Source organism: Streptomyces hoynatensis, from assembly GCF_003626535.1.
Taxonomy (GTDB): Bacteria; Actinomycetota; Actinomycetes; order Streptomycetales; family Streptomycetaceae; genus Streptomyces; species Streptomyces hoynatensis.
Genome location: NZ_RBAL01000021.1, coordinates 76,492 through 102,501 on the forward strand (window position 1 = coordinate 76,492; position 26,010 = coordinate 102,501).

Here is a 26,010-nt window from a genome sequence, read left to right on the forward strand (position 1 = left end):
CACGTTACGCTGAAACCATGAGTGCGGACGACCGCCCCCGTAAGGTCTGGCGACTGCTGAGGCGTTTCGCGGCGGTCTCCGACGGCGGCATGGACGGCGATTTCGCCGCGGCCAGGGAGCCCGCCGACGCCGGTTGCACGCGCATCGGCGACTGCGGCGAGGGCCCCGCCGGCCGCCCCGTGGTGCGGGTGGCGGGTACGCTGCGTTCCGTCGGCGAACGGACGGTGGCCGGCATGCCCGCGCTCCGGGCCGAGCTGGACGACGGTTCGGCGACTCTGGACGTGGTCTGGCTGGGCAGGCGCGCCATAGCGGGCATAGAGCCCGGCCGCGCGCTCGTCGCCTCAGGGCGGGTCGTCGTGGCGCACGGCAGGCCGGTGCTCTTCAACCCCCGATACCAGCTGCAACCTCGTGGACAGGAGTAGCCAGGTGAGTTCACCTGACAGGCAGACCGCACCGCAGGTCCCGGACGAGGCCGCGACGCGGGCGGCGTTCTTCGAGGCGTTCGGCGGCGTGCGCGGCATGGTGGAGACCACCGTGCCCGGGCTCGTCTTCGTGCTCAGCTACACCATCAACCGGTCCATCAACGTCTCGGCCATCGCCGCCCTCGCCCTGTCCGCCGTGCTCGGCGTGGCGCGCCTCGTGCAGCGCGGCACCGCCAAGCACGCGCTGAGCGGGGTCCTCGGCGTCGGCTTCGGCGCCCTCTTCGCGATGATCTCCGGAGACGCGAAGAACTTCTACTTGCCGGGCATGCTCTACACGCTCGGGCTGGCCGTCGCCTACCTGGTGACGGCGGCGGCCGGGGTCCCCCTGCTGGGCCTGATGCTCGGCCCCGCCTTCCGGGAGAACCTCTCCTGGCGCACCCGCAACCCCGGCAGGAAGGCCGCCTACACCAGGGCGAGCTACGTGTGGGGCGGGATCCTCCTGGCCAAGTCGGCCATCACCTTCCCCATCTACTTCTGGGGCGACGCCACCCAGCTCGGCTGGCTGCGGGTCGCGCTGGGCATTCCGCCCTTCCTGCTGGCCGTCTACTTCACCTGGATCATCCTCGTGAAGGCCCCCGCGCCGATCGACGTGATCGCCGAGTGGGAGGAGCGGGAGGCGGCGCGCGAGGCGGCCAAGCGCGGCGAGGCCCCGGAGCGCGGCACCGCGGGACCCGCGGCGGAGCACGGGCGCTGAGAGGGGCGCGCGGGAGCGCGGGCGCCGAGAAGGGGCGCCCGGGCACCGGAGCCGGCGTCAAAAAGCCGTAGGAAACCCGTCAAGGCACCGTTAGCGCGGCGTCAGGAAATCGCTAAGAAATTCGGCGGAGGTACGCCGGGCGGGGCTCCTGTGCCCCGCCGGTTCAGCCCGCTTCGCCTGTTTCGCCGGGGCGGGGGGAGAGCAGCTGCTCCAGCTGCGCCTCGCGGTCCTGGGCCGCCACGAACAACAGCTCGTCCCCGGCCGCCAGCGCGTCGTCCGGGTCCGGGGTCAGCACCCGGCCCCCGCGGATGATCGTCACCAGCGCGGTGTCCCCCGGCCAGTCCACCTCGCCGACCCGGGTGCCCACCAGCGCGGCGCCCTCGGGCAGCGTCAGCTCCACCAGGTTCGCCTCGCCCTGGCTGAACCGCAGCAGCCGCACCAGGTCGCCCACGCTGACCGCCTCCTCCACCAGCGCGGACATCAGCCGCGGGGTGGAGACCGCCACGTCCACGCCCCAGGAGTCGTTGAACAGCCACTCGTTCTCCGGGTCGTTGACCCTGGCCACCACCCGCGGCACGCCGTACTCCGTCTTCGCGAGCAGCGAGACCACCAGGTTGACCTTGTCGTCGCCGCTCGCGGCGATCACCACCTGGCAGCGCTCCAGCGCCGCGTCGTCCAGGGTGCGGATCTCGCAGGCGTCCGCGAGCAGCCACTCCGCCTCGGGGACCCTGGCCACCGACACGGCCTGCGGGGAGCGGTCGATCAGGAGCACGTCGTGGCCGTTCTCCAGCAGCTCGGCCGCGATCGAGCAGCCCACGGCCCCCGCTCCCGCGATGACGACCCTCATGGCCGGTCCTCCTCGGGGCCGCGCAGGCAGGCCGCCTCCACCTCGGCGACCTGGTCGCCGTACATCATCACGTGCACCAGGTCCCCCTCCTGCAGCACCGTGCGCGCGGTCGGGAGCATCGCCTCCCCGAGGCGGGTGAGGAAGGCGACCCGCACGCCGGTCCGCTCCTGGAAGCGGTGCACCGGGTGCCCCACCCAGGCCGGGGAGACGTGCACCTCGGAGAGCTGCACCCCGCCGCTCGGGTCACGCCACAGCGGCTCGGCCCCGGCGGGCAGCAGCCGCCGCAGCATCTGGTCCGCGGTCCAGCGCACGGTGGCCACCGTGGGGATGCCGAACCGCTCGTAGACCTCCGCCCGGCGCGGGTCGTAGATGCGGGCCGTCACGTTCTCGACGCCGAAGACCTCGCGTGCCACTCTTGCCGCGATGATGTTCGAGTTGTCGCCGCTGCTCACAGCGGCAAACGCGCCCGCCTCAGGCAGCCGTGCCTCGGTCAGCGTGGCACGGTCGAAGCCGTGCCCGGTCACCCGCAGGCCGCCGAAGCGAGAGCCGAGCCGGCGGAAGGCCGCGGGGTCGCGGTCGATCACCGCGATCGAATGCCCCCGATCCTCCAGGTTCTGCGCGAGCGTGGCGCCGACCCGGCCGCAGCCCATGATCACGATGTGCATAGGTCTCCTCCGGCAGTCACGCTACCGGGCGGGCCTCCCGGTGTCCGGTCGAGGGGCCGCGCGGGCTACGGTGTGGCCATGGCCGTAACCAAGCGCGTCATCCTCGGCCGCGCACTGCGTAGCGACGCGCTGCGCGAGACCCTGCTGCGGAAACGTATTGCGCTACCCGTCTTCGCCTCGGACCCGCTGTCCTCGGTCGCCTACGCGCCGGGTGAGGTCCTGCTGATCCTGTCGATCGCGGGCCTGTCCTGGTACCACAGCAGCATCTGGATCACCATCGGGATCATCGTCCTGATGGTCACCGTGGTGGCCTCCTACCGGCAGACGGTGCACGCCTATCCGAACGGCGGCGGCGCCTACAGCGTCGTCTCACGGAACTTCGGCCGCCGTGCCGGGCTCACCGTGGGCAGCGCGCTGCTGGTGGACTACGTCCTGACCGTCGCCGTGTCGGTCGCCGCCGGCATCGACAACCTCGGCTCCGCCGTCGACTTCGTGAAGCAGCACGACGTGTCCTGCGCGCTGATCGTCATCGCCCTGCTGATGGTGATGAACCTGCGCGGCGTCTGGGAGTCGGGCACCATCTTCGCCATCCCCACCTACGCCTTCGTGGCCGGCGTGCTGGGCACCGTGGCCTGGGGCGCGTTCCGCGGGCTGGCGCTCCAGGATGACATGCGCGCGCCGACCGCGGACTTCGACATCGTGCCCGAGCAGACCAACCTGTCCGCGCTGGCCATGCTCTTCCTGCTGCTGCGGGCGTTCTCCTCCGGCTGTGCCGCGCTCACCGGCGTGGAGGCGATCAGCAACGGCGTGCCCGCCTTCCGCGAGCCCAAGGAGCGCAACGCCGCCACCACGCTCACGGTCATGGGCGTGCTGGCCTGCACGATGTTCCTCGGCGTGATGACCCTCGCGCTGACCACGGACGTGCGCCTGGCCGAGGACCCGGCCCACGACCTGCTCATCGACGGGCGGCCCGCCGGCAGCGGCTACCACCAGGAGCCGGTGATCGCGCAGGTCGGCGCCGCGGTCTTCGGCGGCCACTCGGTCTTCTTCTACTTCCTGGCCGGCGCGACCGCGCTCGTCCTCTTCCTGGCGGCCAACACCGCCTACAACGGCTTCCCCGTGCTCGGCTCGCTGCTGGCCCAGGACCGCTTCCTGCCGCGCCAGCTGCACACCAGGGGCGACCGCCTCGCCTTCAGCAACGGCATCGTCTTCCTGACCATCCTGGCCGGCGGCCTGGTCGCGGCCTTCGACGCCAACGTCAACCAGCTGATCCAGCTGTACATCGTCGGCGTGTTCGTGTCGTTCACCTTCAGCCAGAGCGGGATGGTCAAGCACTACAACCGCCTGCTCGGCGAGGAGCAGGACGCCGCGGCGCGCCGGCGGATATACCGCAGCCGGGCCCTCAGCGGCTTCGGCGCCGGGCTGTGCGCGCTGGTGCTCTTCATCGTGCTGATCACCAAGTTCACCCAGGGGGCCTGGGTGTCCCTGGTCGGCATGGCGCTCTTCTACGGGCTGATGACCGTGATCAGGCGCCACTACGACGCGGTGGCCGAGGAGCTGGCGGTGAACGAGCCCCCGGAGCACCTGGGGATGCGGCCCTCGCAGGTGCACGCCGTGGTCCTGGTCTCCAAGATCCACAAGCCGACGCTGCGCGCCCTGTCCTACGCCAGGCTGCTGCGCGCCGACAGCCTGGTGGCGGTCACCATCGCCGTCGACCCCGACGAGGCCAGGGAGCTGAAGGCGGAGTGGCGGCGCCGCCACCTGGACGTGCCCCTGAAGGTCATCGACGCGCCCTACCGGGAGATCAGCCACCCGTTCGTCAAGTACGTCAAGGAACTCCGCCACACGCACCCCAACGACGTGGTGAGCGTGATCATTCCCGAGTACGTGGTCGGGCACTGGTGGGAGGCGGTCCTGCACAACCAGAGCGCCCTGCGCCTCAAGGGCCGGCTGCTGCTGACCCCGGGGGTCACGGTGACCTCGGTGCCCTGGCAGCTGCACTCGGCCGAGGCGGCCAGGGAGCGCGCCAAGCGCGGCTCGCGGCGGCAGGCGCCGGGGGCGATCAGGCGGGGCTCGGGGGGCCACCGGGTGCGGCCGTAGACTGGGCAGCCGTCCCCGCCGCGGGCCAGGCCCGCAAGGCCGCCGTGCCCCGCATCCGCCACACCCCTGGAGTCCGTACCCCATGGCCACCGCAGAACCCTCGTCCAAGGCTGCCTCGCTGGCCGGGCAGGAGTACGAGGTCGAGGTCGGGCCCGTCGCACACGGCGGGCACTGCGTGGCCAGGACCGCGGAGGGCCGGGTGCTCTTCGTCCGCCACACCCTGCCGGGCGAGCGCATCGTGGCCCGGGTCACCGAGGGCCGCGAGGACTCCCGCTTCCTGCGCGCCGACGCCGTCGAGGTGCTGGTTCCCTCCAGGGACCGCGTGCCGGCCCCCTGCCCCTACGCCGCCCCCGGGCGGTGCGGCGGCTGCGACTGGCAGCACGTCAAGCCGGGGGCGCAGCGCCGCCTGAAGGCGGAGGTGCTCGCCGAGCAGCTGCGCAAGCTCGCCGGGCTCGGCGCCGAGGACGCCGGCTGGGACGGCACCGTGGAGCCCGCGCCCGGCGACAAGCTCGCCCCGGGCGAGGTGCCGGCCTGGCGCACCAGGGTGCAGTACGCGGTGGACGAGCACGGGCGGCCTGGGCTGCGCCGGCACCGCTCGCACGAGGTGGAGCCCGTCGAGCGCTGCCTGATCGCGGCGGAGGGCGTGGCCGAGCTCGGCGTGGAAGGCCGGGAGTGGCCCGGCATGGCCTCCGTCGAGGCCATCGCCGCCACCGGGTCAAGCGACCGCATGGTGGTGCTCACCCCGCGCCCGGGCAGGCGCCTTCCGCTGGTGAGCCTGGACCGCCCCGTCTCGGTGCTGCGCGCCGAGGACGCCGGCCGGCGCCCCGGGCGCGGCGAGCCCCCCGTGCACCAGGTGCACGGCCGCGCCTTCGTCAGGGAGCGCGCCGACGACCGCACCTGGCGGGTGAGCGGCGGTGGCTTCTGGCAGGTGCACCCGCAGGCCGCCGGGCTGCTGGTGGACGCGGTGATGCGCGGCCTGACCCCGCGCAAGGGCGAGACGGCCCTCGATCTCTACTGCGGGGCCGGCCTGTTCGCCGGGGCGCTCGCCGAGCGCGTGGGGGAGCGCGGGGCGGTGCTCGGCATCGAGTCCTCCCCGCGCGCCGTGCGCGACGCCCGGCACAACCTCGCCTCCTTCGAGCGGGTCCGGGTGGAGCAGGGCACGGTCGAGCGGGTGCTGCCGCGCACCGGCATCACCGAGGCCGACCTGGTGGTCCTCGACCCGCCGCGGGCCGGGGCCGGCCGCGAGGTGGTCCGGCGGATCTGCGGCCTGGGCGCCCGCCGCGTGGCGTACGTCGCCTGCGACCCGGCGGCCCTGGCCCGCGATCTGGCCGAGTTCCGGGCCGGCGGCTATGTCCCGCGTTTCCTGCGGGCGTTCGACCTCTTCCCGATGACGCACCACATGGAGTGCGTGGCGATCCTGGAGCCCGCGGACCGGGCCAGGAACCGCGGGGGCGAGGGGGCCTGACGGGCCCGGGCTCAGCCGGGTGACGCCGCGCCGGCGCCCGCGGCCAGGGCCCTGAGCTCGTCGAGCGACTGCCGCACCAGCCGCGGCAGGTCCTCCTCGCCCTCCTCGCCGATCCAGCGCTCGAAGGCGACCTTGAAGACGGCGACCCCGGCCTCGGCGGCCAGGCTCGCCGTCGCGGGAGGCACGCCGCGCTCGCGCAGCGCCCCGGCCAGCGCGGCCGTGAGGCGGGCGAGCTTGGTCAGCTCGCGCTCCTGAAGCTCCGCGTTCGCGGCGATCACGGCCTGGCGCCTGCGGGCCTGGGCGCGGTCGCTCTGTATCGCGCCCGCCCCGGCCTCGGCCGCGGCGGCCACCGCCTCGATCGGCGGCGTGGCCTCGGGGGCGGCGACCAGGGCCCGCACGAAGCTCCCCTCGAACTCTTCCGCGTTCGCGAAGAGGACCTCGCGCTTGTCGGTGAAGTGCCGGAAGAAGGTGCGCTCGGTGAGCCCGGCGCGCTGGGCGATCTCCGCCACCGTGGTCTGTTCGAATCCGCGCTCGCCGTACAGCTCCAGCGCCGCCCGCTGGAGCCGTCCGCGCGCGTTCGGCTGCCACCGGCCCATGCCGCGAGTCTACCGTGAAGTCAGTGACTGTCATCGCCTGTGCTAACGTTGATGACAGTTACTGACATGGGTCGCCCTTCCCACGGGCGGCCCTCCCCTCGGCAAGGGAGTCCCCTCCATGCGCGTATTCGTCACCGGCGCCTCCGGCTTCATCGGCGGCGCCGTCGTCCCCGAACTCCTCGGCGCGGGCCACGAGGTCCTCGCCCTCGCCCGCTCCGACGCCTCGGCCGAGGCCCTCGTGGCCGCCGGCGCGCAGGTGCGGCGCGGCTCGCTGGAGGACCTGGCGGGACTGCGGGCCGCGGCCGCGGAATCCGACGGCGTCATCCATCTCGCCTTCATCCACGACTTCTCCCGGTTCGAGCACTCGACGCAGGTGGACCGGCGCGCCATCGAGGCCCTGTGCGGCGCCCTCGAAGGCTCGGACCGGCCGCTCGTCATCGCCTCGGGCCTCCTCGGGGTCGCCCCGGGGCGCGTCGCCACGGAACGGGACTGGCCCGAGGCCGGCGGGTCCGGGACCGGCTCGCGCCAGGACAGCGCCCGCCTCGCCCTCGACTACGCCCCGCGCGGGGTCCGCATCTCGGTGCTGCGGCTGCCCCCCTCGGTGCACGGGGAGGGCGACCACGGCTTCGTCCCGGCCCTGATCGAAATCGCCAGGTCCGCGGGCGTCTCCGGCTACGTCGGCGACGGCTCCCACCGCTGGCCCGCCGTGCACAGGTCCGACGCGGCGCGCCTCTTCCGCCTGGCCCTGGAGCAGGCGCCGGGCGGATCGGTGCTGCACGCCGTCGGCGACGAGGGCGTGCCCGTCGGGGAGATCGCCGGGGTCATCGGCCGTCACCTCGGTGTGCCCACGACCCCGGTCGCGCCGGAGGAGGCGGGCGAGCGGTTCGGCTGGCTGGGCCACTTCTTCGGCGTCGACTCGCCGGCCGCGGCGCAGGCGACCAGGGAACTGCTCGGCTGGGAGCCGGCCGGCCCGGGACTCCTCGAGGACCTGGAGGCCGGCCACTACTTCCGCACCCAGGCCGCCTGACCGGGCGCGGGGGCGCACCCCGACCGCGCGGGCGCCGATTCCCGCTGCCGCGCGGCCCGTTGCGCGCCCCCGGCCCCGGGCGGGCCCCGGGCGGGCAGCGCCGCGCCCCGCCGCCGCGCGCGGCACCCGGACGCCGCCGGCCCCCGCGGCGCCCGCCCGCGGACGGGCAGCCGCGGACCCCCGGCGGCGGTGGCCGTCCGCGGGCCCGGCGGGCGACGGCGCAGAATGGGCCCATGGATCTTCGGATTTTCACGGAACCGCAGCAGGGTGCCGACTACGAGACGCTGCTGAGCGTCGCCAAGGCCACCGAGGAACTCGGCTTCGATGCCTTCTTCCGCTCCGACCACTACCTGACGATGAGCGGCGACGGCCTGCCCGGGCCCACCGACGCCTGGATCACCCTCGGTGCCCTCGCCCGTGAGACGAGCCGGATCAGGCTCGGCACCCTGATGACCGCCGCCACCTTCCGCCTGCCGGGCGTGCTGGCGATCCAGGTCGCCCAGGTGGACGCGATGTCGGGCGGCCGGGTGGAGTTCGGCATCGGCGCCGGCTGGTTCGATGCCGAGCACACCGCCTACGGGATTCCGTTCCCGAAGGAGAAGTTCCCGCGCCTGGAGGAGCAACTCGCCGTCATCACCGGCCTGTGGAACACCCCGGCCGGCGAGACCTTCTCCTACGAGGGCACCTACTACACGCTCACCGACTCGCCTGCGCTGCCCAAGCCCGCGCAGCCGAAGGTGCCGGTGCTGCTCGGCGGCGCGGGCAAGGAGCGCACCCCGCGGCTGGCCGCCCGCTACGCCGACGAGTTCAACATGCCCTTCGCCTCGGTGGAGGACACCGCCGCGCAGTTCGCCCGCGTGCGGAACGCCGCGGAGGAGGCGGGGCGCAAGCCCGGCGACCTGGTGTACTCGAACGCGCTGGTGGCCTGCGTCGGCAAGGACGAGGCCGAGTTCGCCCGGCGCGCGGCGGCCATCGGCCGTGAGCCGCAGGAGCTGCGGGACAACGGGCTCGCCGGCACGCCCGACGAGGTGGTGGAGAAGATCGGCCGCTATGCGGAGCACGGCGCTTCCCGGTTCTACCTGCAGATCCTGGACCTCTCCGACCTGGACCACCTGGAGCTGATCGCCACCCGGATCGCCCCCCAGCTGGACTGACCGTGGCGACCCCCGAGGCCCAGGACCTCCGGGCGGCGCTGGCCGCCGGGACGCTCGTGCTCGACGGCGGACTGTCCCACCAGCTCGAACGTCAGGGCTGCGACCTGGCCGACGAGCTGTGGACGGCCCGGCTGCTCGCCGACGAGCCGCGGCAGCTGGAGGCGGCGCACGCGGCCTACGTTCGCGCCGGGGCCAGGGTGCTGATCACGGGCAGCTACCAGGCCTCCTTCGAGGGGTTCGCCCGGCGCGGGGTGACGCGGGCCGGGGCCGCGCGGCTGTTCGGGGACAGCGTCCGGCTCGCCCGGCGGGCCGCCGCGCGGGCGGCCCCGGGGCGGCGGGTGTGGGTCGCGGCCTCGGTCGGCCCGTACGGCGCGGTGCTCGCGGACGGCGGCGAGTACCGGGGCCGGTACGGGCTGAGCGTGGCGGAGCTGGTGCGCTTCCACCGGCCGCGGGTGGAGGCGCTCGCCGCGGCCGGGCCCGACGTGCTGGCGCTGGAGACCGTGCCGGACGTGGTGGAGGCGGAGGCCCTGCTGCGGGCGGCCGAGGGCTGCGGGGTTCCCGTGTGGCTGTCCTACACCGTCGCGGGCGGCCGGACGCGGGCCGGGCAGCCCCTCGCGGACGCCTTCGCGGCGGCCGTGGGCAACGACCAGGTGCTCGCGGTGGGCGTCAACTGCTGCGACCCGGCGGAGGTGGGGCCCGCGGTGGAGCTCGCGGTGGCCACGGCGGGCAAGCCCGCGGTGGCCTATCCCAACAGCGGGGAGCGCTGGGACCCGTCGGCCGGCCGCTGGCGCGGCCGCTCCGCCTTCGCCGCGGAGGCGGCCGTGGGCTGGCGGGCGGCGGGGGCCAGGCTGATCGGCGGCTGCTGCCGGGTGGGCACCGGGCGGATCGCGGAACTCGCCGCGGCGCTCGGCGCCGACCGGTGAACCGGCCCTGGCCCCGTGCCTGTTCCGCTCCGCTTTCGGCCCGCCGCCGCGCGGCCCGCGGGTGCCGGGGCCCCCGGGCGCGGGAGCCCGTGGCGCGGGAGCCGTGAATTCCGGCCGTGTTCGCGGTGGCCGTCCCGGCGGGCCGGGAACGGGAGCCGGGGGCGAACGGGCCGCCCGGGGGCTGGTGACCGCCGGGAAATCGGGCCCGCCCGCCCTTGACGTTTGGTAGCTGAGGCCGCACGCATCGCGACCGAAACTGTCTGCTGGCTCTGGAGTTCGGCGCCGATTCCGGCACACTCACCTGGGGAGCCGGTACCTCCGCTGTGCAGGGCAGAGGTCCCGGCTCCCGTCAGGACCCGGGGCCGTTCGCGGCCCAGAGCCTCCCCGTTCAGGCGCACGGCCCCGGGCCGCCGCGGCCCTCCCGCCAGGTCTCAGACGACCAGCCGGAAGGTCTGCTCCTCGCTGCCGTCGCAGGCGGCCACGGACAGCCGGTCCTCCGCGACGGGCGGAACGGTGGAGACGGACGGCCGGGTCAGGCACGCCCCGAGGCCGCGGTTGACCAGGAGCGTCCCCGCGTCGCCCGTCTTGAGGTCCCAGCTCTGCGCCGCGCCGCCGTCGCAGGGCGAGGTCGTGACGAAGCGGGTGGCGGCCGCCGGGTCGGCGGTCAGGCAGCCGCCGGTCGCGAGGGAGACCAGGGCGGTGGCGCCGCCGTCCAGCGCCCGTGGCTCCCAGCGCTGCGCGTCGGTGCCGGTGGCCGGCAGCATGCGGACGTACCGGTCGTCGGCGGGGCCCGTGATGTCGCCGCCCGCGGTGGCGTAGGCGCTCAGCTCGGTGTCCGCGAGGAGCACCGGCAGCTCCGCGCGATCCGGCGCGGCGGCCGCGGCCTGCCCGCAGCTCAGCGCGAGTCCGGCCACGACGGCCGAGGCGGCTCCCAGAAGTCTTCTCACCATGTCGTCCCCTTGTGGTGGTTTCTTCGTGTCTCTGCCTGTGCTGCTGCTTTCTTGGTGCTTGGTGCTTGGTGCTTGGTGCTTGGTGCTTGGTGCTTGGTGCTTGGTGCCTGGTGCCTTGCGTGTGTGCGTGCCGGGTCCCGGCGTCGCCGTCGCGGGTGCGTTCTCGCGGTGCGCTACGGGTGGTGCGATCCGCGTGGCGTTTCCCGGGTGGTGCGCGCCGCCCGGCGGTCCGGGCAGGCCGTCGCGCCGGGCCCGCGGCCAGGGCAGGGCGGCAGCGCGGGAGTCTAGCCGGGCTGCCGGTCATGTCCATGCCCGGCGCGGGTCGCCGGGGTATCGTGGTCGCATGCTTTGACGCCACCCCCGGGCCCGGGGACCACCGCCGCTCCTTCGTGACGACGAACCAGCAAGCCGCCTCTTCACGAAGGAAGCCTTTTCATGCGCACGCTGACCATCGCCCTGCTCCAGCTGGAACGCCCAGGACCCGACCTCGCCGCCAACCTCCCGGCGGGCGAGGCGGCCTGCCGTCGCGCGAGTGCCCTCGGCGCCGACCTGGCCCTGTTCCCCGAGATGTGGAGCAACGGCTACCGCACCGCCGTGGCGCCCCAGGCCGAGTCCGAGAACGTCTATCGCGACCCCGGCCTCTGGGAGGGCCGGATGCCCCTCGACGTCCCCGCCCCCGGCACGGCCTGGCGCGGTGAGGCGCTCACCCGCGACTCGCCCTTCCTCGTCCGCTTCCGGGAACTCGCCGCGGAACTCGGCATGGCGATAGCCGTCACCTACCTGGAACGCTGGGACGGCCCGCCCCGCAACACCGTCTCCCTGATCGACCGGCACGGCCGCGAGGTGCTCACCCAGGCCAAGGTGCACACCTGTGCCTTCGCGCTCCCCGAGGCCGACCTCACCCCGGGCGGCTCCTTCCAGGTCGCCACCCTGGACACCGCGGCGGGCGAGGTGCGGGTGGGCGCGATGATCTGCTACGACCGCGAATTCCCGGAGAGCGCCCGGGCGTTGATGCTGGGCGGCGCCGAGCTCGTCCTCGTGCCCAACGCCTGCGACATGGAGCCCAACCGGCTGACCCAGCTGCGCACCCGCGCCTACGAGAACATGCTGGGCGTCGCCATGGCCAACTACGCGGGCCCCGGCTGGGGTCACTCCGCGGCCTTCGACGGGATGGCCTTCGCGGGGGGCTCGCGGAACACGCTGGTGGTGGAGGCGGGCGAGTTGCCCGGGGTCTACCCGGCGGTGTTCGACCTCGACGCGCTGCGCGACTACCGGCGCCGCGAGACGTGGGGCGACGCCTTCCGCCGCCCCTCGGCCTACGGGGCCCTGACCGCCGCCCCGCCGCGGCCCCCCTTCGTCCGCGTGGACCACGCCGGCCGTCCGGTGCCCCGCTGACGGGGCCACCCGGGGCGCCGGGGCGGCCGCGGCCCGGCCGCCCCGGGGCCCGGCACCGATGACTCGGGGCCCGCCGCGGGGTCTGTACGCAAGGGAGGCGGGCCTTCGCCCGCCCGCGCGTCGAAGGGACCGGTGGTGTGGCCATGGGCGGAACGCAGGAGTTCGAGGAGCTGGCGGCGCCCTATCGCCGCGAGTTGCTGGCGTTCTGCCACCGCATGCTCGGCTCGGCGGACGAGGCGGAGGACCTGGTGCAGGAGACGTACCTGCGGGCCTGGCGCGCCTACGGCTCCTTCGAGCACCGCTCCTCCGTGCGGACCTGGCTGTACCGGATCGCCACGAACGCCTGCCTGTCGGCCGCCGAGCGGCGGGCGAGGCGGCCCCTGCCCTCCGGGCTCGGCTCCCCGGCCGAGCCCGGCGCGCCGCTCGGGCCGGAACGGCTCGACATCCCCTGGCTCCAGCCCTTCCCCGGCCCGCCGCCGAGCGAGCCCGGGGCGGTCGTCGCGGCCCGCGGCAGCCTCAGGCTGGCGTTGGTGGCCGCCCTGCAGTACCTGCCGCCGCGGCAGCGCGCGGTGCTGATCCTGCGCGACGTGCTGGCGTTGCCGGCCGCCGAGGTGGCCGGGCTGCTCGGCTCGACCACCCCCGCGGTCAAGAGCGCGTTGCAGCGTGCCAGGGCCACCCTCGCCCACGTCGCGCCCGCCGAGGAGGAGCTCGCCGAGCCGGCGGGCGCGGAGCTGCGCGCCCTGCTCGACGCGTACGTGTCCGCCTTCGAACGCGCCGACCTGACCGCGCTGCTGCGGTTGCTGCGTGCCGATGTGACCCTGGAAATGCCGCCGTTCGCCGCCTGGTTCGCGGGCCGTGCGGCGGTGGGGCGGTTCCTCGCCGAGCGGGTCTTCTCGTACGGCTCCGGGGCATTGGCCGGGCGCGGCCACGCCCCGGCGGCCCGCCTGCGGCTGCTGCCGGTCGAGGCGGGTGGGCAGCCGGCCTTCGCGACCCTGATGGACGGCGAACCGCACGGGGTGCAGCTGCTTGAGGTCACCCGCGCCGGCATCGCCGGGATCTGCGTCTTCCTCGACTCTTCCCTCGCCACCCGATTCCTTTCCGCCGCCACGGGGGTCTCCACGCCGTAACCGACGTGGGAAGGACCCGCAGACATGACACAGAGGTGGACGCTGGCCCTGGCGGGGCTCGGCGCATTCCTGTGCTCGCTCGACGTGGTGGTGGTCGCCACCGCGCTCCCCGCACTCCAGGCCGACCTGGGCGCGAGCCTGGCCGACCTGGAGTGGACGATCAATGCCTACAACCTCGCCTTCGCGTGCCTGCTGCTGACCGGAGCCGCCCTCGGCGACCGCTTCGGCCGCCGGCGCGTGTACTCCCTCGCGCTGCTCGGCTTCGCCCTGGCCTCCGCGGCGGCCGCGCTGTCCCCAGGCGCGGGGACGCTGATCGCGGCCAGGACGGCGCAGGGAGCCGCCGCGGCGGTGCTCACCCCGTTGACGCTCACGCTGATCAGCGAGGCCTTCCCGGCCGAGCGGCGCGGGGTGGCCATCGGCATGTGGGGCGGCATCAGCGGCCTCGGCGTGGCCTCGGGACCGGTGCTCGGCGGGGTGATCACCGAGGGCGTCTCCTGGCAGTGGATCTTCTGGATCAACGTGCCGGTGGCGCTGGTCATGACGCCGCTCGCGCGGCTGCGGCTGCGCGAGAGCCACGGCCCGCGGCCACATCTCGACCTTTCCGGACTGGCCCTGGGCGCCGCGGGGATGTTCGCCCTGACCTGGGCGCCCGTGCGGGCGCCCGAGGCGGGCTGGGGGAGCGTGGAGGTGGTCTGCGCGCTGGTTGCCGGCGTGGCGCTGCTCGCCGCGTTCCTCTGGTGGCAGCGGCGGGCCGCCTACCCGATGCTGCCGCTGCGGTACTTCGCCGACCGCGGCTTCACCGCGGCGAACGGCGTGATCTTCTTCCAGTTCCTGTCGCTGCTCGGCGCGTTGTTCATGGTTGCGCAGCTGATGCAGACGGGCCTCGGCAACTCGCCGCTCCAGGCGGGGCTGCGGATTCTCGTGTGGACGGGCATGCCGATGATCACCGCACCGGTGGCCGGGCTGCTCGCGGAGCGCTTCGGCCCGCGGCCGTTCCTGGTGACCGGGCTGCTGGCGCAGGCGGGCGGGCTCGGCTGGCTCGCCGCCGTCACCGAACCCGGCGTCGGCTACGGGAGGCTGGTGCTGCCGCTGGTGGTCGCCGGGGTGGGCACCGGGATGATCTTCGCCAACTCCGCGAGCACGGTGACCGCCGCGGTGCCTCCCGGGGATGCGGGGGTGGCCGCCGGCACCAACACCACGCTGCGCGAGCTGGGCGGCGTCTTCGGGGTCGCTGCCGTGTCGGCGGTGTTCGTGCGGCACGGGGGCTACGGCTCGCCCGCGTCGTTCATCGACGGGTTCCGGCCCGCGCTCGCGCTGTCCGCGGCCTTCGCGGCCTGTGGCACCCTCTTCGCGGTGTTCGCCCCTGGGCGTTCCGCCCGTGCCGGGACCGCGGGGGCCGCGGGCGGCGAGCCGCGCGGGACGGGGAGCGGCGAGACGGCCGGCCGGGAGGCCGGGGCGACGCGGGCCGGCGGGGCGGGCGACCGCGGCGGCGAGGCGGCGGGCGGCCGGGCGCGGGGCGCCGCGCCGGCGGGAAGGGGGCGCTGAGGCCCGGGCGGCCGGGTACGGGACAGCCTTGCCGGGCCCGCGGGGGCCGGCGGCCGGGTTCGGGGCAGCCTTGCCGGGCGGCGCGGCCCGGGCGGGGTGGCCCCCGGGCATCGCCGCCCGGGCGGGGCGGCTGGGCCGGGCGGGGACGTCAGCCTTTGGTGGCGGGAACAGCGACTTTGGATGACTGTGCGCGGGGGCCGGCTGCGCATAGTTTTCCTGAGGAAGCCAGCAAGGAGCGCGCAGGGAGCCGGAGCCGAGGGATGTCGAGCGAAGCCAGGGAAGAGACGACGGTGCTCGGTCTGCCCGTGGGGGACAGGGTCGTGCTGTTCGCCGGGATACCGGTGCTCGGCGCGCTGATCGGCCTCTGCCTGCCGTGGGTGGCGGAGCGTGCGGCCGGGGTCCGCTGGCTGCCGGGACGGGGCCCGTTGCGGGTGATCGCCTCGCACGAGGGTCCCTGGACCACGGCCGGGCTCTGCGGGGCCGGCCTGCTCGTGGGTCTCTGCTTCGGGGCGTACGCCGCCCATGTCAGCCTGCGGGTCACCCTGACCGACGCGATGCTCCGGTCGGTCAGGGCCGGGCGGGAGCGGTGCATAGCGCGCCCCGAGGTGGACGCCGTCTTCCTCGACGGCAAGCAGCTGGTCCTCCTCGACCGGGAGTCGAGGCAGTTGCTCAGCGACCGGATAGAGGCGCCGCCCAAGGAGGTGGCCCGTGCCTTCACCGCCCACGGATATCCCTGGGTCAAGGGCGATCCCTACGCCGGCCTCTACCGCCGCTGGGTGCCCGAGACCCCCGACCTGCCCCCCGCGGTCAACGCGCTGCTGAAGGCCAGGCAGGTGGCGCTGGAGAAGAAGGCCGAGGAGGAGACGGCCGAGCTGCGCGCCGAGGTGGAGCGGCTGGGTTACGTGGTGCGGGACCGGTCGGCCCGGCAGTACTGGCGCCCGCTGGTGCGGTCGTGAGGTGGCGCGGTGCCCGGCGCGACCTCCTCGTCGATCTCACCTGCCTGTCGCTGGCCTTCTTCACCGCGTTCGTGCTGGGGGCGGACGCGGTGGACGCCGGCCGGCAGGGGCCCGACGGGTATGTCCTCGCCTGCGCGCTGCTGACGCTGGCCGGGTGCGTCGCGCTCTGGCAGCGCAGGGCGCGGCCGATGGCGGTGGCGCTCTTCGAGGTGGCCCTGGCCGGATTCACGGAGTACGTCGCGGGGGCCATGCTGATCGCCGCCTTCGGCGTGGCCGTGCACCGGCCGTGGCGGCAGGTCGCCCTCGTCATGGGGGTCGGCTGCGTGGCCGCGGTGCCCTACGCCCTGGTCCGGCCGGATCCGGATCTGGCCGAGGCGGGGTTCGGGCCGCTCGGGCAGGCGGTGGCGGGGGTGGCGCTGTCCTTCCTGCTGATGACGCCGCCGGTCGCCTGGGGAATGGTGGTGCGCGCCAGACGCGAGCTGATCGACTCGCTTCGGGAGCGGGCCGAGCGGGCGGAGGCGGAGGCCCTGCTGCGCGCCGAGCAGATCCGCGGCAGGGAGCGGGAGGACATCGCGCGGGAGATGCACGACGTCCTGGCGCATCGGATCACGCTGATGAGCCTGCATGCGGGCGCGCTCGAACTGCGCCGCGACATGGGGGCGGAGGAGGTGGCGAAGGTGGCCGGCACGATCAGGACGAGCGCGCATCAGGCGCTCGAGGACCTGCGGGAGATACTCGGCGTGCTCCGCGCCGGGCCGGGCGGGGAAGGGCGCGAGGGCGGCCGTGCGGGGGCGGGCCCGCGTCCCCAGCCCGGGGTGGCGGACATCGCCGAGCTGGTGAGTGAGTCGCGGGCCGCGGGCCTGCCGGTCCTGCTGGAGGACCGGCTGCCGGCCGGGGAGGGAGTTCCGCCCTCGGTCGGGCGCACGGCCTACCGCGTGGTCCAGGAGGGGCTGACCAACGCTCGCAAGCACGCGCCGGGCCGCGAGGTGCTGGTCGGCCTGGCCCGGGCGGGCAAGGACGAGTTGCACATACGGGTGCGCAACGCGCTGGGCGCACGCGCGGGGGAGAGCCGGCTGCCCGGCTCGCGGTCCGGGTTGCTCGGCCTGACCGAGCGGGTGTCGCTGGCGGGCGGGCGCATCGACTACGGTCCGCGGCGGGCCGAGGACGGTGGGGTCGATTTCTGTCTGGAGGCGTGGCTGCCGTGGCCGAAGACCTGATTCGCGTGCTGATCGCCGACGACGACGCGCTGGTCCGGGCCGGTCTCGGGCTGATCCTCGGCGCGGACCCGGGCATCGAGGTGGTCGGCGAGGCGGCGGACGGCGCCGCCGCGGTGGAGGCGGCCAGGAGCCTGCGGCCGGATGTGGTGCTGATGGACATCCGGATGCCGAAGCTGGACGGGCTGGCCGCCACCGAGGCGCTGCGCGCCAGGGCGGGAGGGCCGGCGATCATCGTCCTGACCACCTTCAACACCGACGACTACGTGCTGCGGGCGCTGCGCGCGGGGGCCAACGGCTTCCTGGTCAAGGACGTGCCGCCCACCGACTTCCTGCGGGCGGTGCGCTGCGTGGCCGCGGGCGAGTCGATGCTGTCGCCCGCGGTGACCACCCGGCTGATCCGCCACGTGGTGGAGGACGGGCGTTCCGGAGAGCGGCGCCGCAGGGCGGCCAGGGCCAGGGCGGCCCTCGGGGCGCTCGGCGACCGCGAACGGGACGTGGCGCTCGCGGTGGGACGGGGCAGATCGAACGCGGAGATCGCCGCCGAGCTCTACATGAGCGTGCCGACGGTGAAGACGTACGTATCGCGCATCCTCACCAAGCTCGACTGCGACAACCGCGTGCAGGTGGCCATTCTCGTGCACGACGCGTCGGACTAGGCTTACTGTGTGTCGCTCCACGGTACGGACGCGTATCTGTACGTGCGGGACCTTCCGCCCTTGGTGGCCCGGGCGGTGAAGGTGGCCAGGGAACAGGGGTTCGCCTACTCCTGCCGTCCCGAGGAGGGCCGTCTGCTGCACGCGCTCGCCGGCGGGGCCCCGGCGCGGATCGGCGAGACGGGCACGGGCTGCGGGGTGGGCCTGGCCTGGCTCGCGACGGCGGCCGGGCCGAACGTCCGGCTGGTCAGCGTGGAGCGCGACCCCCTGCTCGCCGGCCTGGCGCGGGAGATCTTCGCGCACGACCCGCGGGTGCAGGTGGTGTGCGGGGAGTGGCGGGAGATCTGCGGGTACGGCCCGTTCGATCTGCTGGTGCTCGACGGCGGGGGAGGAGGCAAGAGCGGCGACGAGCCCGCCGACCCGGGCGAGTTGCTCGTTCCCGGCGGGACGGTGGTCATCGACGACTTCACCCCCGGCCGGGCCGAAGCAGACCCCGCGCGGCGGTACTGGCTGGAGCACCCGGCCCTGCGGGCCGTCGAGCTGCGGCTGGCGGGCGATCTGAGCACCCTGGTGGGGGTCAGGCGGCCGGCTCGCTGAGCCGCCCCGCGGGCGCCGCCGCGCGGGGTGCGGCCTCGCCCTCGCCCGCCTCCGCCTCGCCCGCCTCCCCGGCGGCGATGACCTTGTCGAGCAGGGAGCGCGAGTGCCGCAAATCCTCGATCGCCCTGGTCATCCGCCGGCGTTCCTCCCGCAGGTCGGCGACGAGTTCGGGGCAGACGGGCACCAGCCGCTCGCCTTCGTCCGCCAGGCAGGGCAGCATCCGGGCGATGGCGCAGGTGCTCAGCCCGGCGCCGAGTAGCGCGCGGACGCGGCGGACGGTCTCTACGTCGGCCTCGCGGTAGACGCGGTAGCCGCTCGGCAGGCGTTCCGGGCGCAGCAGGCCCTGTTCCTCGTAGTAGCGCAGCAGCCGTTCGCTCACGCCGGTCCTGCGGACCATCTCCCCGATGCGCATCGGCAGCGTCTCCCCGGTCCCCGGAGCTCCTCCGGAAAGTCTGACATCTATGTGAGACCTTACCTCCTTCCGCCGAGGCGGGGTGGGGCCTTCCGGGGCGAACCGCGGGGCGCCGCGGCCGTGTTCGGATTCGAACGTGTGTGCTAGTCTGTGGGGTGTGAGTGACGCCCTGCTTCTCGTGGATGTGCAGCGCAACATGCTGCTTCCCCCCGCGCCCGTGCTCGGCGCGGCCCGGGTGGGGGCCAGGCTCGGGCGGCTTCTCGAAGCGGCGCGGGCCGCGAAGGTGCCCGTGTTCCACGTGCGCAACTGCGGTCCCGAGGGCGAGCCCGACGAGCCGGGCGCCGCGGGCTGGGAGCTGGTGCACGAGGTGCGCCGGGGCGAGCGCGTGGTGGACAAGGGGGAGTGTGACGCCTTCGAGGGCACGGCCCTGGGTGAACTGCTGCCGGCCGGGGCCGAGTTGGTGGTGGCCGGGATGCAGAGCGAGTTCTGTGTGCGGGGCACGGCGCTCGGTGCGCTGCGGCGCGGGCACCGGGTCGCGCTGATCCGGGGCGCGCATGCCACGTATGACGCGGCCGTTCCGGCGGCCGTGGAGGAGGAGCTGCGCGCGGCAGGCGTCCTCGTCGCGGATTCGGCGCGCTTCGAGGGCGGCGCCCGGCCCGGCGAGTGACACGTCCCCGGCCCCCTGCGGGCCGGGGACGATTGCCGCGCTCCTCCCCGCCCCCCTTCCCCGCCTCCTCGCCGTACCGTCCTCGCCTCCCCGCCGTTGCGGTCCCCGCCTTCTTCCCGGTCCCGGTCCCGGTCCCGGTCTGGTCCCGTGGCCGGGCGCCGGAGTCGGTGGCTCCTCGGCCCTTGAAGAGCTTACGCTGTACGCCTATCCTGGTGCGCGCCATACCCCTACCTGGTAGGGGTGTCATCTCCGTGTGCTCAGACCCTCGGGGACGTCCGGGGCAGAGGGGAGCCGACGCGCATGATGTTCACCGAGGTGTTCGTGCCCAAGGGCATGTTCACGCGCGAGCAACTCGACCGCCTCGCCCGGCGGCTCACCACCCACGGGCTGCACGACGGGCCCCGGGAGCGCGGCGAGCCGGGCGCGGAGCGCGCCGACCCGGGAGTGCTCGACTTCCTGGAGAGCATCACCCACGTGGTCGTGCACGAGGTGGGCACCTGGGTTGCCGGCGGCCGTCCGCTCGGCCCGGGGCAACCCCCGCGCTACGTCGTCCGGATCCACGTGCCGGGACCCTGGCGCAAGGAGCTGAGCGAACAGCTCGTGGTCCGGGTGACCCGCGCCCTGGCCGAGTTCGACGGCGATCCTGAGCGGCTGTACCGGGAGCCGCACGCCGAGGTGCACGTGCTGGGCGTGCCCGAGGGCGGCTACGGCGCGTTCGGGCGCGTGATCGGCGAGTCCGCCATGTCCGAGCTCATCAGCGCGGCGGTCAGGGGAGAGGGCAAGGCCCCGCCCGGCATGGCCGTCGACCCGGTCTGCGGGGCGACCGTCCCGCTCGCCGGGCCGGCCGCCGTCACCGCCGAGGTGGCCGGGACGCGTTACGGCTTCTGCTGCCCCGGCTGCCGGCGCACCTTCCTGGCGCGCCGCGAGGCGGCGGGGCGGCCGTGACCGGGCGGCGCCGCCCCCGGGTCAGCCGAGGGTGGCGACCATCAGGGCCTTGATGGTGTGCATGCGGTTCTCCGCCTGGTCGAAGACGATCGAGTGGGCGGACTCGAACACCTCGTCGGTGACCTCGAGGGAGTCCAGCCCGTGCCTGGCGTGGATCTCCCGCCCCACCTCGGTGCCCAGGTCGTGGAACGCGGGCAGGCAGTGCAGGAACTTCACCTCGGCGTTGCCCGTGGCGCGCAGGGTGTCCATGGTGACGGCGTACGGCCGCAGCAGCGCGATCCGCTCGTCCCACACCTCCTTGGGCTCGCCGAGCGAGACCCAGACGTCCGTGGCGACGAAGTCCGCGCCCGCCACGCCCTCTTCGACCTGCTCGGTGAGCGTGATCCGCGCGCCGGTGCGTTCGGCCAGGTGCCGGGCCTCCGCCTGGACCCCGGCCTCGGGCCACAGCCCCCGCGGCGCCACGATCCGCACGTCCATGCCGAGCAGGGCGCCGGTGACGAGGTAGGAGTTGCCCATGTTGTTGCGGGCGTCGCCGGTGTAGGCGAAGGCGATCTCGGGCAGGGGCTTCGCGGTGTGCTCGGTCATCGTCAGCACGTCCGCGAGCATCTGCGTGGGGTGCCAGGCGTCGGTCAGGCCGTTGTAGACCGGGACCCCGGCGTACGCGGCCAGCTCCTCGACCGTCTCCTGGGCGGCCCCCCGGTACTGGATGGCGTCGAACATCCGGCCCAGCACCCGGGCGGTGTCCCGTGCCGACTCCTTGTGGCCGATGTGGGAGCCGGAGGGGTCGAGGCAGGTGGTGGACGCCCCCTGCTGGGCGGCGGCCACCTCGAAGGCGCAGCGCGTCCTCGTCGAGCTCTTCTCGAAGATCAGCGCGATGTGCCTGCCGCCGAGCAGCTGCCGCTCCCGGCCCGCGCGCCTGGCGGCCTTCAGCTCGCCCGCCAGGTCGACCAGGGACCTGAACTCCTCGGGGCTGAGGTCGAGCTCCCGCAGGAGACTCCGTCCGGTGAGTTCCGTTCCCATGGCGGCCTCCGTGTGCCGGTAGGTCGGCGGTGCGACCCTGATGAGGTGCGGCCGTAATCATATGCGTAAATCCACATGCCTATGCAAGTCCGTCAGCTGACCGGATCCCGCTCCACCGGGCAGCTCATGCACCGCGGCCCGCCCCTCCCGCGCCCCAGTTCGCTCCCCGCCACTTCCAGCACCTCGAAGCCCTGGGCCCGCAGGTGGGCGTTGGCCGTGACGGTCCGCTCGTACGCCACCACCACGCCCGGCTCGACGGCCAGCACGTTGCACCCGTCGTCCCACTGCTCCCGCTCGGCCGAGTGCACGTCCTGAACCGGAGTCAGCACCCGGATGGCGCCGATCCCCAGGGCCGCCGCGATCGCCCGGTGCATGTGCTCGGGCGGGTGGTCGGTGACCTTGAGCTCCTGCCCGTCGCCGCCCGGCTCGATCGTGTAGGAGGGCAGCATGCCCAGCCCCGCGTACTGGGTGAACGTCTCCCCGTCGACCATCGTCAGGACCGTGTCCAGGTGCATGAAGGCCCGTCGCTTCGGCATGTCGAGCGCCACGATGGTCCGCGCGGAGCCGGCCTCGAACAGGCGCTTCGCCAGCAGCTCCACCGCCTGCGGCGTGGTCCGCTCGCTGAGCCCCACCAGCACCGCCCCGTTGCCGATGACCAGCACGTCCCCGCCCTCGATGGTGGAGGGATGCGCGCCCTGCCCCTCGGCCCAGGTGCGGAACTCGCCCGCCGCCGCCCCCGTGAACAGCGGGTGATGCCGGTAGATCGCCTCGAAGTGGACGCTCTCCCGCTGCCTGGCCGGCCAGCGCATCGCGTTGATGGCCACGCCGTCGTACACCCAGGCCGAGGTGTCGCGGGTGAAGATGTGGTTCGGCAGCGGGTTCAGCAGGAAGTCGTCGAGGCCCATCACGTGGAACCGCACCGAGGCCGGCGCCGGGTGCCGCTCCAGGTACTCCCGCTTCGTCACGCCCCCCACCAGCGCCTCGGCCAGCTCCCCGGTGGGCAGCGCGTCGAACGCGGCCCGCAGCGTGTCGGTGGCGAGCGGCCCGTACTCGCGCTCGTCGAAGACCCGGTCGAGCACCAGGGTGCGCGCCGCGGGCACGTCCAGGCTCTCCGTCAGCAGGTCCCCGAACAGGTGCACCTCGACCCCGCGCCCGCGCAGCAGGGCCGCGAACCGGTCGTGCTCCTCCTGCGCGCGGCGCACCCACAGGACGTCGTCGAACAGCAGGTCGGCCTTGTTGCTCGGCGTGAGCCGCTTCAGCTCAAGCCCCGGGCGGTGCAGGATCACCCGGCGCAGCCGCCCGGTCTCCGAGTCGACGTGAAAGCTCATGTCCCCATTCTGGGGGCTGAACGGCCCCGGGCGAGGGGCCGGGGCCCGCCCCGGCCCTCCTGCCTCCGGCGGGCCGACCGGGGCGCGCGCGACATCTCGTGCGGCGCGGGTGCGCGACGGCGGGCAGAACACGACAGCGGCCGGGCACGCGGGCGGCCCGGGCAGGCGGGGCGGGCAGAACACGACGGCGGCCCGGGCACGCTGGTGACCCGGGCACGCGGGCGGCCCGGGCGGCAGGGCGGGGCGCCCCGCGGGAGCGGGGCACGGGAGACGGCGGGACGCGGTCCGTCCGTTCAGCTCATCAGCTCGTTGAGCCTCCGGGAGCCGTGTGCCCCGGCCAGTTCCGTGTAGGTGCCCGCGGTCAGCAGCTCCCGCGCGGCGCGGTCGGCCAGCGAGTAGGCGGCCTGGGCCAGCCCCGAGCCGACGCTGATCCGCCTGGCCCCGGCGGCGGCCAGCTCCGCGACGGGCGGGGCGCCGGGGCCCGCCAGCACGTTCAGCGGCGCGTCGAGCCCGGCCGCGAGCTCGGCGACCAGCGCGGGCTCCGTGACGCCGGGCACGAACACGCCGTCCGCGCCCGCCGCCAGGTATGCCGCCGCGCGCGTCAGCGTCTCCCGCACCGCCTCGGGGCGCGGCAGCTCCCTGCCGCGCAGGAACACGTCGACCCGCGCGTTGACGAACACCGGAACGCCCAGCGCCTCGCCCGCCTTCCTGGCGGCCGCCAGGCGCTCGGCCTGGTCCGTCACGGCCCGCAGCGGGACGGGCCCGCCGTGGTGGCTGTCCTCCAGGTTCACGCCGACCGCCCCCGCCTCGACCACGGCCCGCACCGTCTCGCCCACGCCGGCCGGGTCCTCGGCGAAGCCGCTCTCGACGTCCGCCGTCACGGGCACCTCGACCGCGGCGGCGACCCTGGCCACCAGGCCGAGCGCGAGGTCACGGGCCAGGCGGTCCCCGTCGGGGGCGCCGAGCGACCAGGCCACCCCGGAGCTCGTGGTGGCGACGGCCGCGGCTCCGGCCGCCTGGACGATCCTGGCGCTGGCCGCGTCCCAGGCGTTGGGCAGGACCAGGGGAGCGGGGCCCTGGTGCAGTGCGTGAAAGAGCCGGGCCCTGGCCGAGAGGTCGGTGTGCTGCGTCATGCGGGCAAGTACAGCAGGCCGGGCCGGTTCGGTCCGGCGGTTTTCCGCCGGGGCCGTCACCGGGCCGCCCAATGAATCGTTCGCGTGTGCGTATTTTCCGGTGTTCTCCCGCGGCGGCTGGGCAGACTCCCTCGTGGCCACAACACATGAGGAAGCAGGACCCGAACTCCCCCGTACACGCTGGCGGTTGGTCGGTCCCGGCCTGGTGGTTGCGGCGACGGGAGTGGGCGCGGGCGACCTCGTCGCCACCACGGTGGCCGGGCAGCGCTACGGGTACACGCTGGTCTGGGCCGCGGTGCTCGGCTGCCTGATCAAGATCTCCCTCGCCGAGGCGACCGGCAGGTGGCACCTGGCCACCGGGACCACGATCTTCGACGGCTGGCGCTCGATCGGCCGCTGGCCCGTCGGCTACTTCGGCGTCTACATCGTCGTCTGGGGCTTCGTCTACGGCGCGACGGCCATGTCGGCGAGCGGCCTGCCGCTGGTCGCGCTGTTCCCCGACGGACCCTCGCTGCGCACCTGGGGCATCCTCTGCGGGCTGCTCGGCCTGGTCAGCGTCTGGTTCAACCGCTACGCCGTCGTCGAGAAGCTGATGATGGGGCTCGTCGGCACGATGTTCGTGATCGTCGTCGGCGTCGCGATCCGGGTCACGCCCGACCTCGGCGGCCTGGGGGCCGGGCTGTGGCCCACCCTGCCGCACGGCTCGGTGCTCTACACCCTGGGCCTCGTCGGCGGCGTCGGCGGCACCATCACGCTCGCCTCCTACGGCTACTGGGTGACGGCCAAGGGCTGGCGGGGGCCCTCGTGGATACCGATGATGCGCGTGGACAACCGCGTCGCCTACGCCACGACCGGCGTCTTCGTCCTCGCGATGCTGATCGTGGGCGCGGAGTTGCTGCACGCCACCGACGTGGCGCTGAACAGCGGGGACAAGGGCCTCGTCGACGTCGGCGACGTGCTGTCCGACCGGTTCGGCACGGCCACGGCCGACCTGTTCCTGGTGGGCTTCTTCGCCGCCTCCTTCAGCTCGGTGATCGGCGTCTGGCACGGCGTCAGCCTGCTGTTCGCCGACTTCGTCTCCCGGCTGCGGCCCGGCTCCGTGCCCGTCGGCGAGAACGGTGAGCCGCAGGCGGAGCGCTCCTGGCCCTTCCGGGCGTACCTGCTCTGGCTCACGTTCCCCCCGATGCCGCTGCTGTGGCTCGACCAGCCCGTGGGCCTGATCATCACCTACGGCGTGCTCGGCGCGCTGTTCATGCCCTTCCTCGCGCTGACCCTGCTGTGGCTGCTGAACACCGACCGCGTCCCGCGCTCCTGGCGCAACGGACTGTTCACCAACGTGGTGCTCTTCGGCTCGGGCGTCATGTTCCTGGTGCTGTGCGTGCGGCAGATCCAGGACCTGCCCTGGTAGGCGGGGGCCGGCGGGACCGGCGGGCTCAGCGCTCGTCCCACCAGCGGTCGTCGCGCTCGCGCCGGTTGGCCGTGATCGCCGCCACCGGCGGGATGGCGGCGGCCACCACGCACATCGCGATCGCCACCGGTACGGACCACAGCCGCACGACCGTCCAGGCGCTGACGAAGAGCGCCAGGCAGATGCCCATCAGCAGGAAGTACCGGCGACGGCGGCGGGCGTACACGCTTCCAGGCTACGGCGCGGTGCCGACCCCCTGCGGCTGGTGCGCCGCGCGTTCCTCGAAGGCGGCCCTGGCCGCGCGCATCTCCGCCACGTGTTCGCGCGACCAGTCGGTCACCGCGGTGAGGAGCTTGCCCAGCCCGCCGCCGAGCGCGGTCAGCCGGTACTCGACACGCGGCGGAACCGTCGGGTAGACGGTCCTGGTCAGCAGCCCGTCGCGTTCCAGGGCGCGCAGGGTCTGGGTGAGCATCTTCTGGGTGACGCCCTCGAGGCGGCGGCGCAGCTCGTTGAACCGCATGGGGCGCCCGTCGCCGAGCGCGACGAGCACCAGCATCGTCCACTTGCTGGCGAGGAGTTCGAGCACGGCCCTGGTCGGCGCCGCACGCAGGAAGATGTCGAGATCCTCGTGTTCTCTCAGCTCAAAGCCGGTATCCACGAGGTACCTCATACCAGGAAAGTCCCCTCCCACCCTGTCCCCACGC

Annotated in this window: 27 protein-coding genes; 17 read left to right on the top strand and 10 right to left on the bottom strand. The window is 74.4% G+C overall.

Annotated features, from left to right (window positions below; genetic code table 11):
* Positions 1 to 17: 17 nt before the first annotated feature.
* Positions 18 to 422: an OB-fold nucleic acid binding domain-containing protein gene (locus D7294_RS26400; protein WP_120684110.1), complete on the top strand. Its 405-nt coding sequence runs from the start codon at positions 18 to 20 to the stop codon at positions 420 to 422.
* A gap of 4 nt (positions 423 to 426) precedes the next feature.
* Entirely contained in the window at positions 427 to 1,176 is a 750-nt protein-coding gene (locus D7294_RS26405; RefSeq protein ID WP_241562636.1) for a DUF3159 domain-containing protein, read from the top strand.
* 163 nt (positions 1,177 to 1,339) lie between these two features.
* On the opposite strand, the gene D7294_RS26410 is transcribed toward D7294_RS26405, so the two are convergent.
* Positions 1,340 to 2,023, bottom strand: coding sequence for a potassium channel family protein (locus D7294_RS26410; protein ID WP_120684114.1), 684 nt, complete (start codon positions 2,021 to 2,023; stop codon positions 1,340 to 1,342).
* Positions 2,020 to 2,688 (bottom strand): potassium channel family protein, encoded by a 669-nt coding sequence (locus D7294_RS26415; RefSeq protein WP_120684116.1) that lies wholly within the window; start codon positions 2,686 to 2,688, stop codon positions 2,020 to 2,022. Before D7294_RS26415 ends, D7294_RS26410 begins: the two co-directional genes overlap by 4 nt.
* A 78-nt stretch (positions 2,689 to 2,766) precedes the next feature.
* Here D7294_RS26415 and D7294_RS26420 point away from each other — a divergent pair, with 78 nt between their 5' ends.
* Together D7294_RS26420 and D7294_RS26425 are read left to right on the top strand one after the other, a co-directional pair.
* Positions 2,767 to 4,788: an APC family permease gene (locus D7294_RS26420; protein WP_120684118.1), complete on the top strand. Its 2,022-nt coding sequence runs from the start codon at positions 2,767 to 2,769 to the stop codon at positions 4,786 to 4,788.
* An 82-nt stretch (positions 4,789 to 4,870) separates the two neighbouring features.
* Positions 4,871 to 6,253 carry a class I SAM-dependent RNA methyltransferase gene (locus tag D7294_RS26425; RefSeq protein WP_120684120.1) on the top strand — a complete coding sequence of 461 codons (1,383 nt, stop codon included), beginning with the start codon at positions 4,871 to 4,873 and terminating at the stop codon, positions 6,251 to 6,253.
* Positions 6,254 to 6,264: 11 nt separating this feature from the next.
* On the opposite strand, the gene D7294_RS26430 is transcribed toward D7294_RS26425, so the two are convergent.
* A complete protein-coding gene (locus D7294_RS26430; protein WP_120684122.1) occupies positions 6,265 to 6,849 on the bottom strand; it encodes a TetR family transcriptional regulator in 585 nt (194 codons plus the stop codon).
* 118 nt (positions 6,850 to 6,967) lie between these two features.
* Between D7294_RS26430 and D7294_RS26435 the strand changes: the two genes are divergently transcribed.
* The 3 genes from D7294_RS26435 to mmuM all read left to right on the top strand — a co-directional run bounded on the left by D7294_RS26435 (position 6,968) and on the right by mmuM (position 9,953).
* Positions 6,968 to 7,876, top strand: a complete 909-nt coding sequence (locus D7294_RS26435; RefSeq protein ID WP_120684124.1) for an SDR family oxidoreductase — start codon at positions 6,968 to 6,970, stop codon at positions 7,874 to 7,876.
* Positions 7,877 to 8,109: 233 nt separating this feature from the next.
* Complete coding sequence (locus D7294_RS26440; RefSeq protein WP_120684126.1) at positions 8,110 to 9,030, top strand: LLM class F420-dependent oxidoreductase; 921 nt, start codon at positions 8,110 to 8,112, stop codon at positions 9,028 to 9,030.
* A 2-nt stretch (positions 9,031 to 9,032) separates the two neighbouring features.
* Positions 9,033 to 9,953, top strand: a complete 921-nt coding sequence (gene mmuM, locus D7294_RS26445) for a homocysteine S-methyltransferase (RefSeq protein WP_120684127.1) — start codon at positions 9,033 to 9,035, stop codon at positions 9,951 to 9,953.
* Positions 9,954 to 10,384: 431 nt separating this feature from the next.
* Here mmuM and D7294_RS26450 read toward each other — a convergent pair whose 3' ends face one another.
* Positions 10,385 to 10,903 carry an RICIN domain-containing protein gene (locus D7294_RS26450; RefSeq protein ID WP_120684129.1) on the bottom strand — a complete coding sequence of 173 codons (519 nt, stop codon included), beginning with the start codon at positions 10,901 to 10,903 and terminating at the stop codon, positions 10,385 to 10,387.
* 435 nt (positions 10,904 to 11,338) lie between these two features.
* Here D7294_RS26450 and D7294_RS26455 point away from each other — a divergent pair, with 435 nt between their 5' ends.
* The 7 genes from D7294_RS26455 (at position 11,339) to D7294_RS26485 (ending at position 18,393) form a co-directional block, all read left to right on the top strand.
* A complete protein-coding gene (locus D7294_RS26455) occupies positions 11,339 to 12,298 on the top strand; it encodes a carbon-nitrogen hydrolase family protein (RefSeq protein ID WP_120684131.1) in 960 nt (319 codons plus the stop codon).
* Positions 12,299 to 12,441: 143 nt separating this feature from the next.
* Positions 12,442 to 13,425, top strand: coding sequence for an RNA polymerase subunit sigma-70 (locus tag D7294_RS26460; RefSeq protein ID WP_120684188.1), 984 nt, complete (start codon positions 12,442 to 12,444; stop codon positions 13,423 to 13,425).
* A 24-nt stretch (positions 13,426 to 13,449) separates the two neighbouring features.
* Entirely contained in the window at positions 13,450 to 14,970 is a 1,521-nt protein-coding gene (locus tag D7294_RS26465; protein WP_120684133.1) for an MFS transporter, read from the top strand.
* A 260-nt stretch (positions 14,971 to 15,230) separates the two neighbouring features.
* A complete protein-coding gene (locus tag D7294_RS26470) occupies positions 15,231 to 15,926 on the top strand; it encodes a YqeB family protein (RefSeq protein ID WP_120684135.1) in 696 nt (231 codons plus the stop codon).
* Positions 15,923 to 17,143 carry a sensor histidine kinase gene (locus D7294_RS26475; RefSeq protein WP_120684137.1) on the top strand — a complete coding sequence of 407 codons (1,221 nt, stop codon included), beginning with the start codon at positions 15,923 to 15,925 and terminating at the stop codon, positions 17,141 to 17,143. Before D7294_RS26470 ends, D7294_RS26475 begins: the two co-directional genes overlap by 4 nt.
* A complete protein-coding gene (locus tag D7294_RS26480; protein ID WP_277751117.1) occupies positions 17,128 to 17,799 on the top strand; it encodes a response regulator transcription factor in 672 nt (223 codons plus the stop codon). The genes D7294_RS26475 and D7294_RS26480 overlap by 16 nt, the downstream gene beginning before the upstream one ends.
* A gap of 9 nt (positions 17,800 to 17,808) precedes the next feature.
* Positions 17,809 to 18,393 (top strand): O-methyltransferase, encoded by a 585-nt coding sequence (locus D7294_RS26485; RefSeq protein ID WP_120684139.1) that lies wholly within the window; start codon positions 17,809 to 17,811, stop codon positions 18,391 to 18,393.
* Here D7294_RS26485 and D7294_RS26490 read toward each other — a convergent pair.
* Positions 18,374 to 18,805: a MerR family transcriptional regulator gene (locus D7294_RS26490; protein WP_120684141.1), complete on the bottom strand. Its 432-nt coding sequence runs from the start codon at positions 18,803 to 18,805 to the stop codon at positions 18,374 to 18,376. The two genes, D7294_RS26485 and D7294_RS26490, sit on opposite strands and share 20 nt — an antisense overlap.
* Before the next feature lie 157 nt (positions 18,806 to 18,962).
* Between D7294_RS26490 and D7294_RS26495 the strand changes: the two genes are divergently transcribed.
* On the top strand, positions 18,963 to 19,472 hold the full coding sequence (locus D7294_RS26495) for an isochorismatase family protein (protein WP_120684143.1): 510 nt from the start codon (positions 18,963 to 18,965) through the stop codon (positions 19,470 to 19,472).
* A 300-nt stretch (positions 19,473 to 19,772) separates the two neighbouring features.
* Complete coding sequence (locus D7294_RS26500) at positions 19,773 to 20,417, top strand: YHS domain protein (protein WP_120684145.1); 645 nt, start codon at positions 19,773 to 19,775, stop codon at positions 20,415 to 20,417.
* A gap of 21 nt (positions 20,418 to 20,438) precedes the next feature.
* Here D7294_RS26500 and argF read toward each other — a convergent pair whose 3' ends face one another.
* The 3 genes from argF to D7294_RS26515 form a co-directional block, all read right to left on the bottom strand.
* Positions 20,439 to 21,437, bottom strand: coding sequence for an ornithine carbamoyltransferase (gene argF, locus D7294_RS26505; protein WP_120684147.1), 999 nt, complete (start codon positions 21,435 to 21,437; stop codon positions 20,439 to 20,441).
* 92 nt (positions 21,438 to 21,529) lie between these two features.
* On the bottom strand, positions 21,530 to 22,765 hold the full coding sequence (locus tag D7294_RS26510) for an arginine deiminase (RefSeq protein WP_120684149.1): 1,236 nt from the start codon (positions 22,763 to 22,765) through the stop codon (positions 21,530 to 21,532).
* A 293-nt stretch (positions 22,766 to 23,058) separates the two neighbouring features.
* Entirely contained in the window at positions 23,059 to 23,898 is an 840-nt protein-coding gene (locus D7294_RS26515; protein ID WP_120684151.1) for an isocitrate lyase/PEP mutase family protein, read from the bottom strand.
* A 187-nt stretch (positions 23,899 to 24,085) separates the two neighbouring features.
* Between D7294_RS26515 and D7294_RS26520 the strand changes: the two genes are divergently transcribed.
* Entirely contained in the window at positions 24,086 to 25,306 is a 1,221-nt protein-coding gene (locus D7294_RS26520) for an Nramp family divalent metal transporter (RefSeq protein WP_422070744.1), read from the top strand.
* A gap of 25 nt (positions 25,307 to 25,331) precedes the next feature.
* Here the strand turns inward: D7294_RS26520 and D7294_RS26525 are convergent, their stop codons facing one another.
* Both D7294_RS26525 and D7294_RS26530 read right to left on the bottom strand, forming a co-directional pair.
* Positions 25,332 to 25,532: a DUF3099 domain-containing protein gene (locus D7294_RS26525; RefSeq protein WP_120684155.1), complete on the bottom strand. Its 201-nt coding sequence runs from the start codon at positions 25,530 to 25,532 to the stop codon at positions 25,332 to 25,334.
* 9 nt (positions 25,533 to 25,541) lie between these two features.
* Entirely contained in the window at positions 25,542 to 25,964 is a 423-nt protein-coding gene (locus D7294_RS26530) for a winged helix-turn-helix transcriptional regulator (RefSeq protein WP_241562638.1), read from the bottom strand.
* Positions 25,965 to 26,010 lie beyond the last annotated feature (46 nt).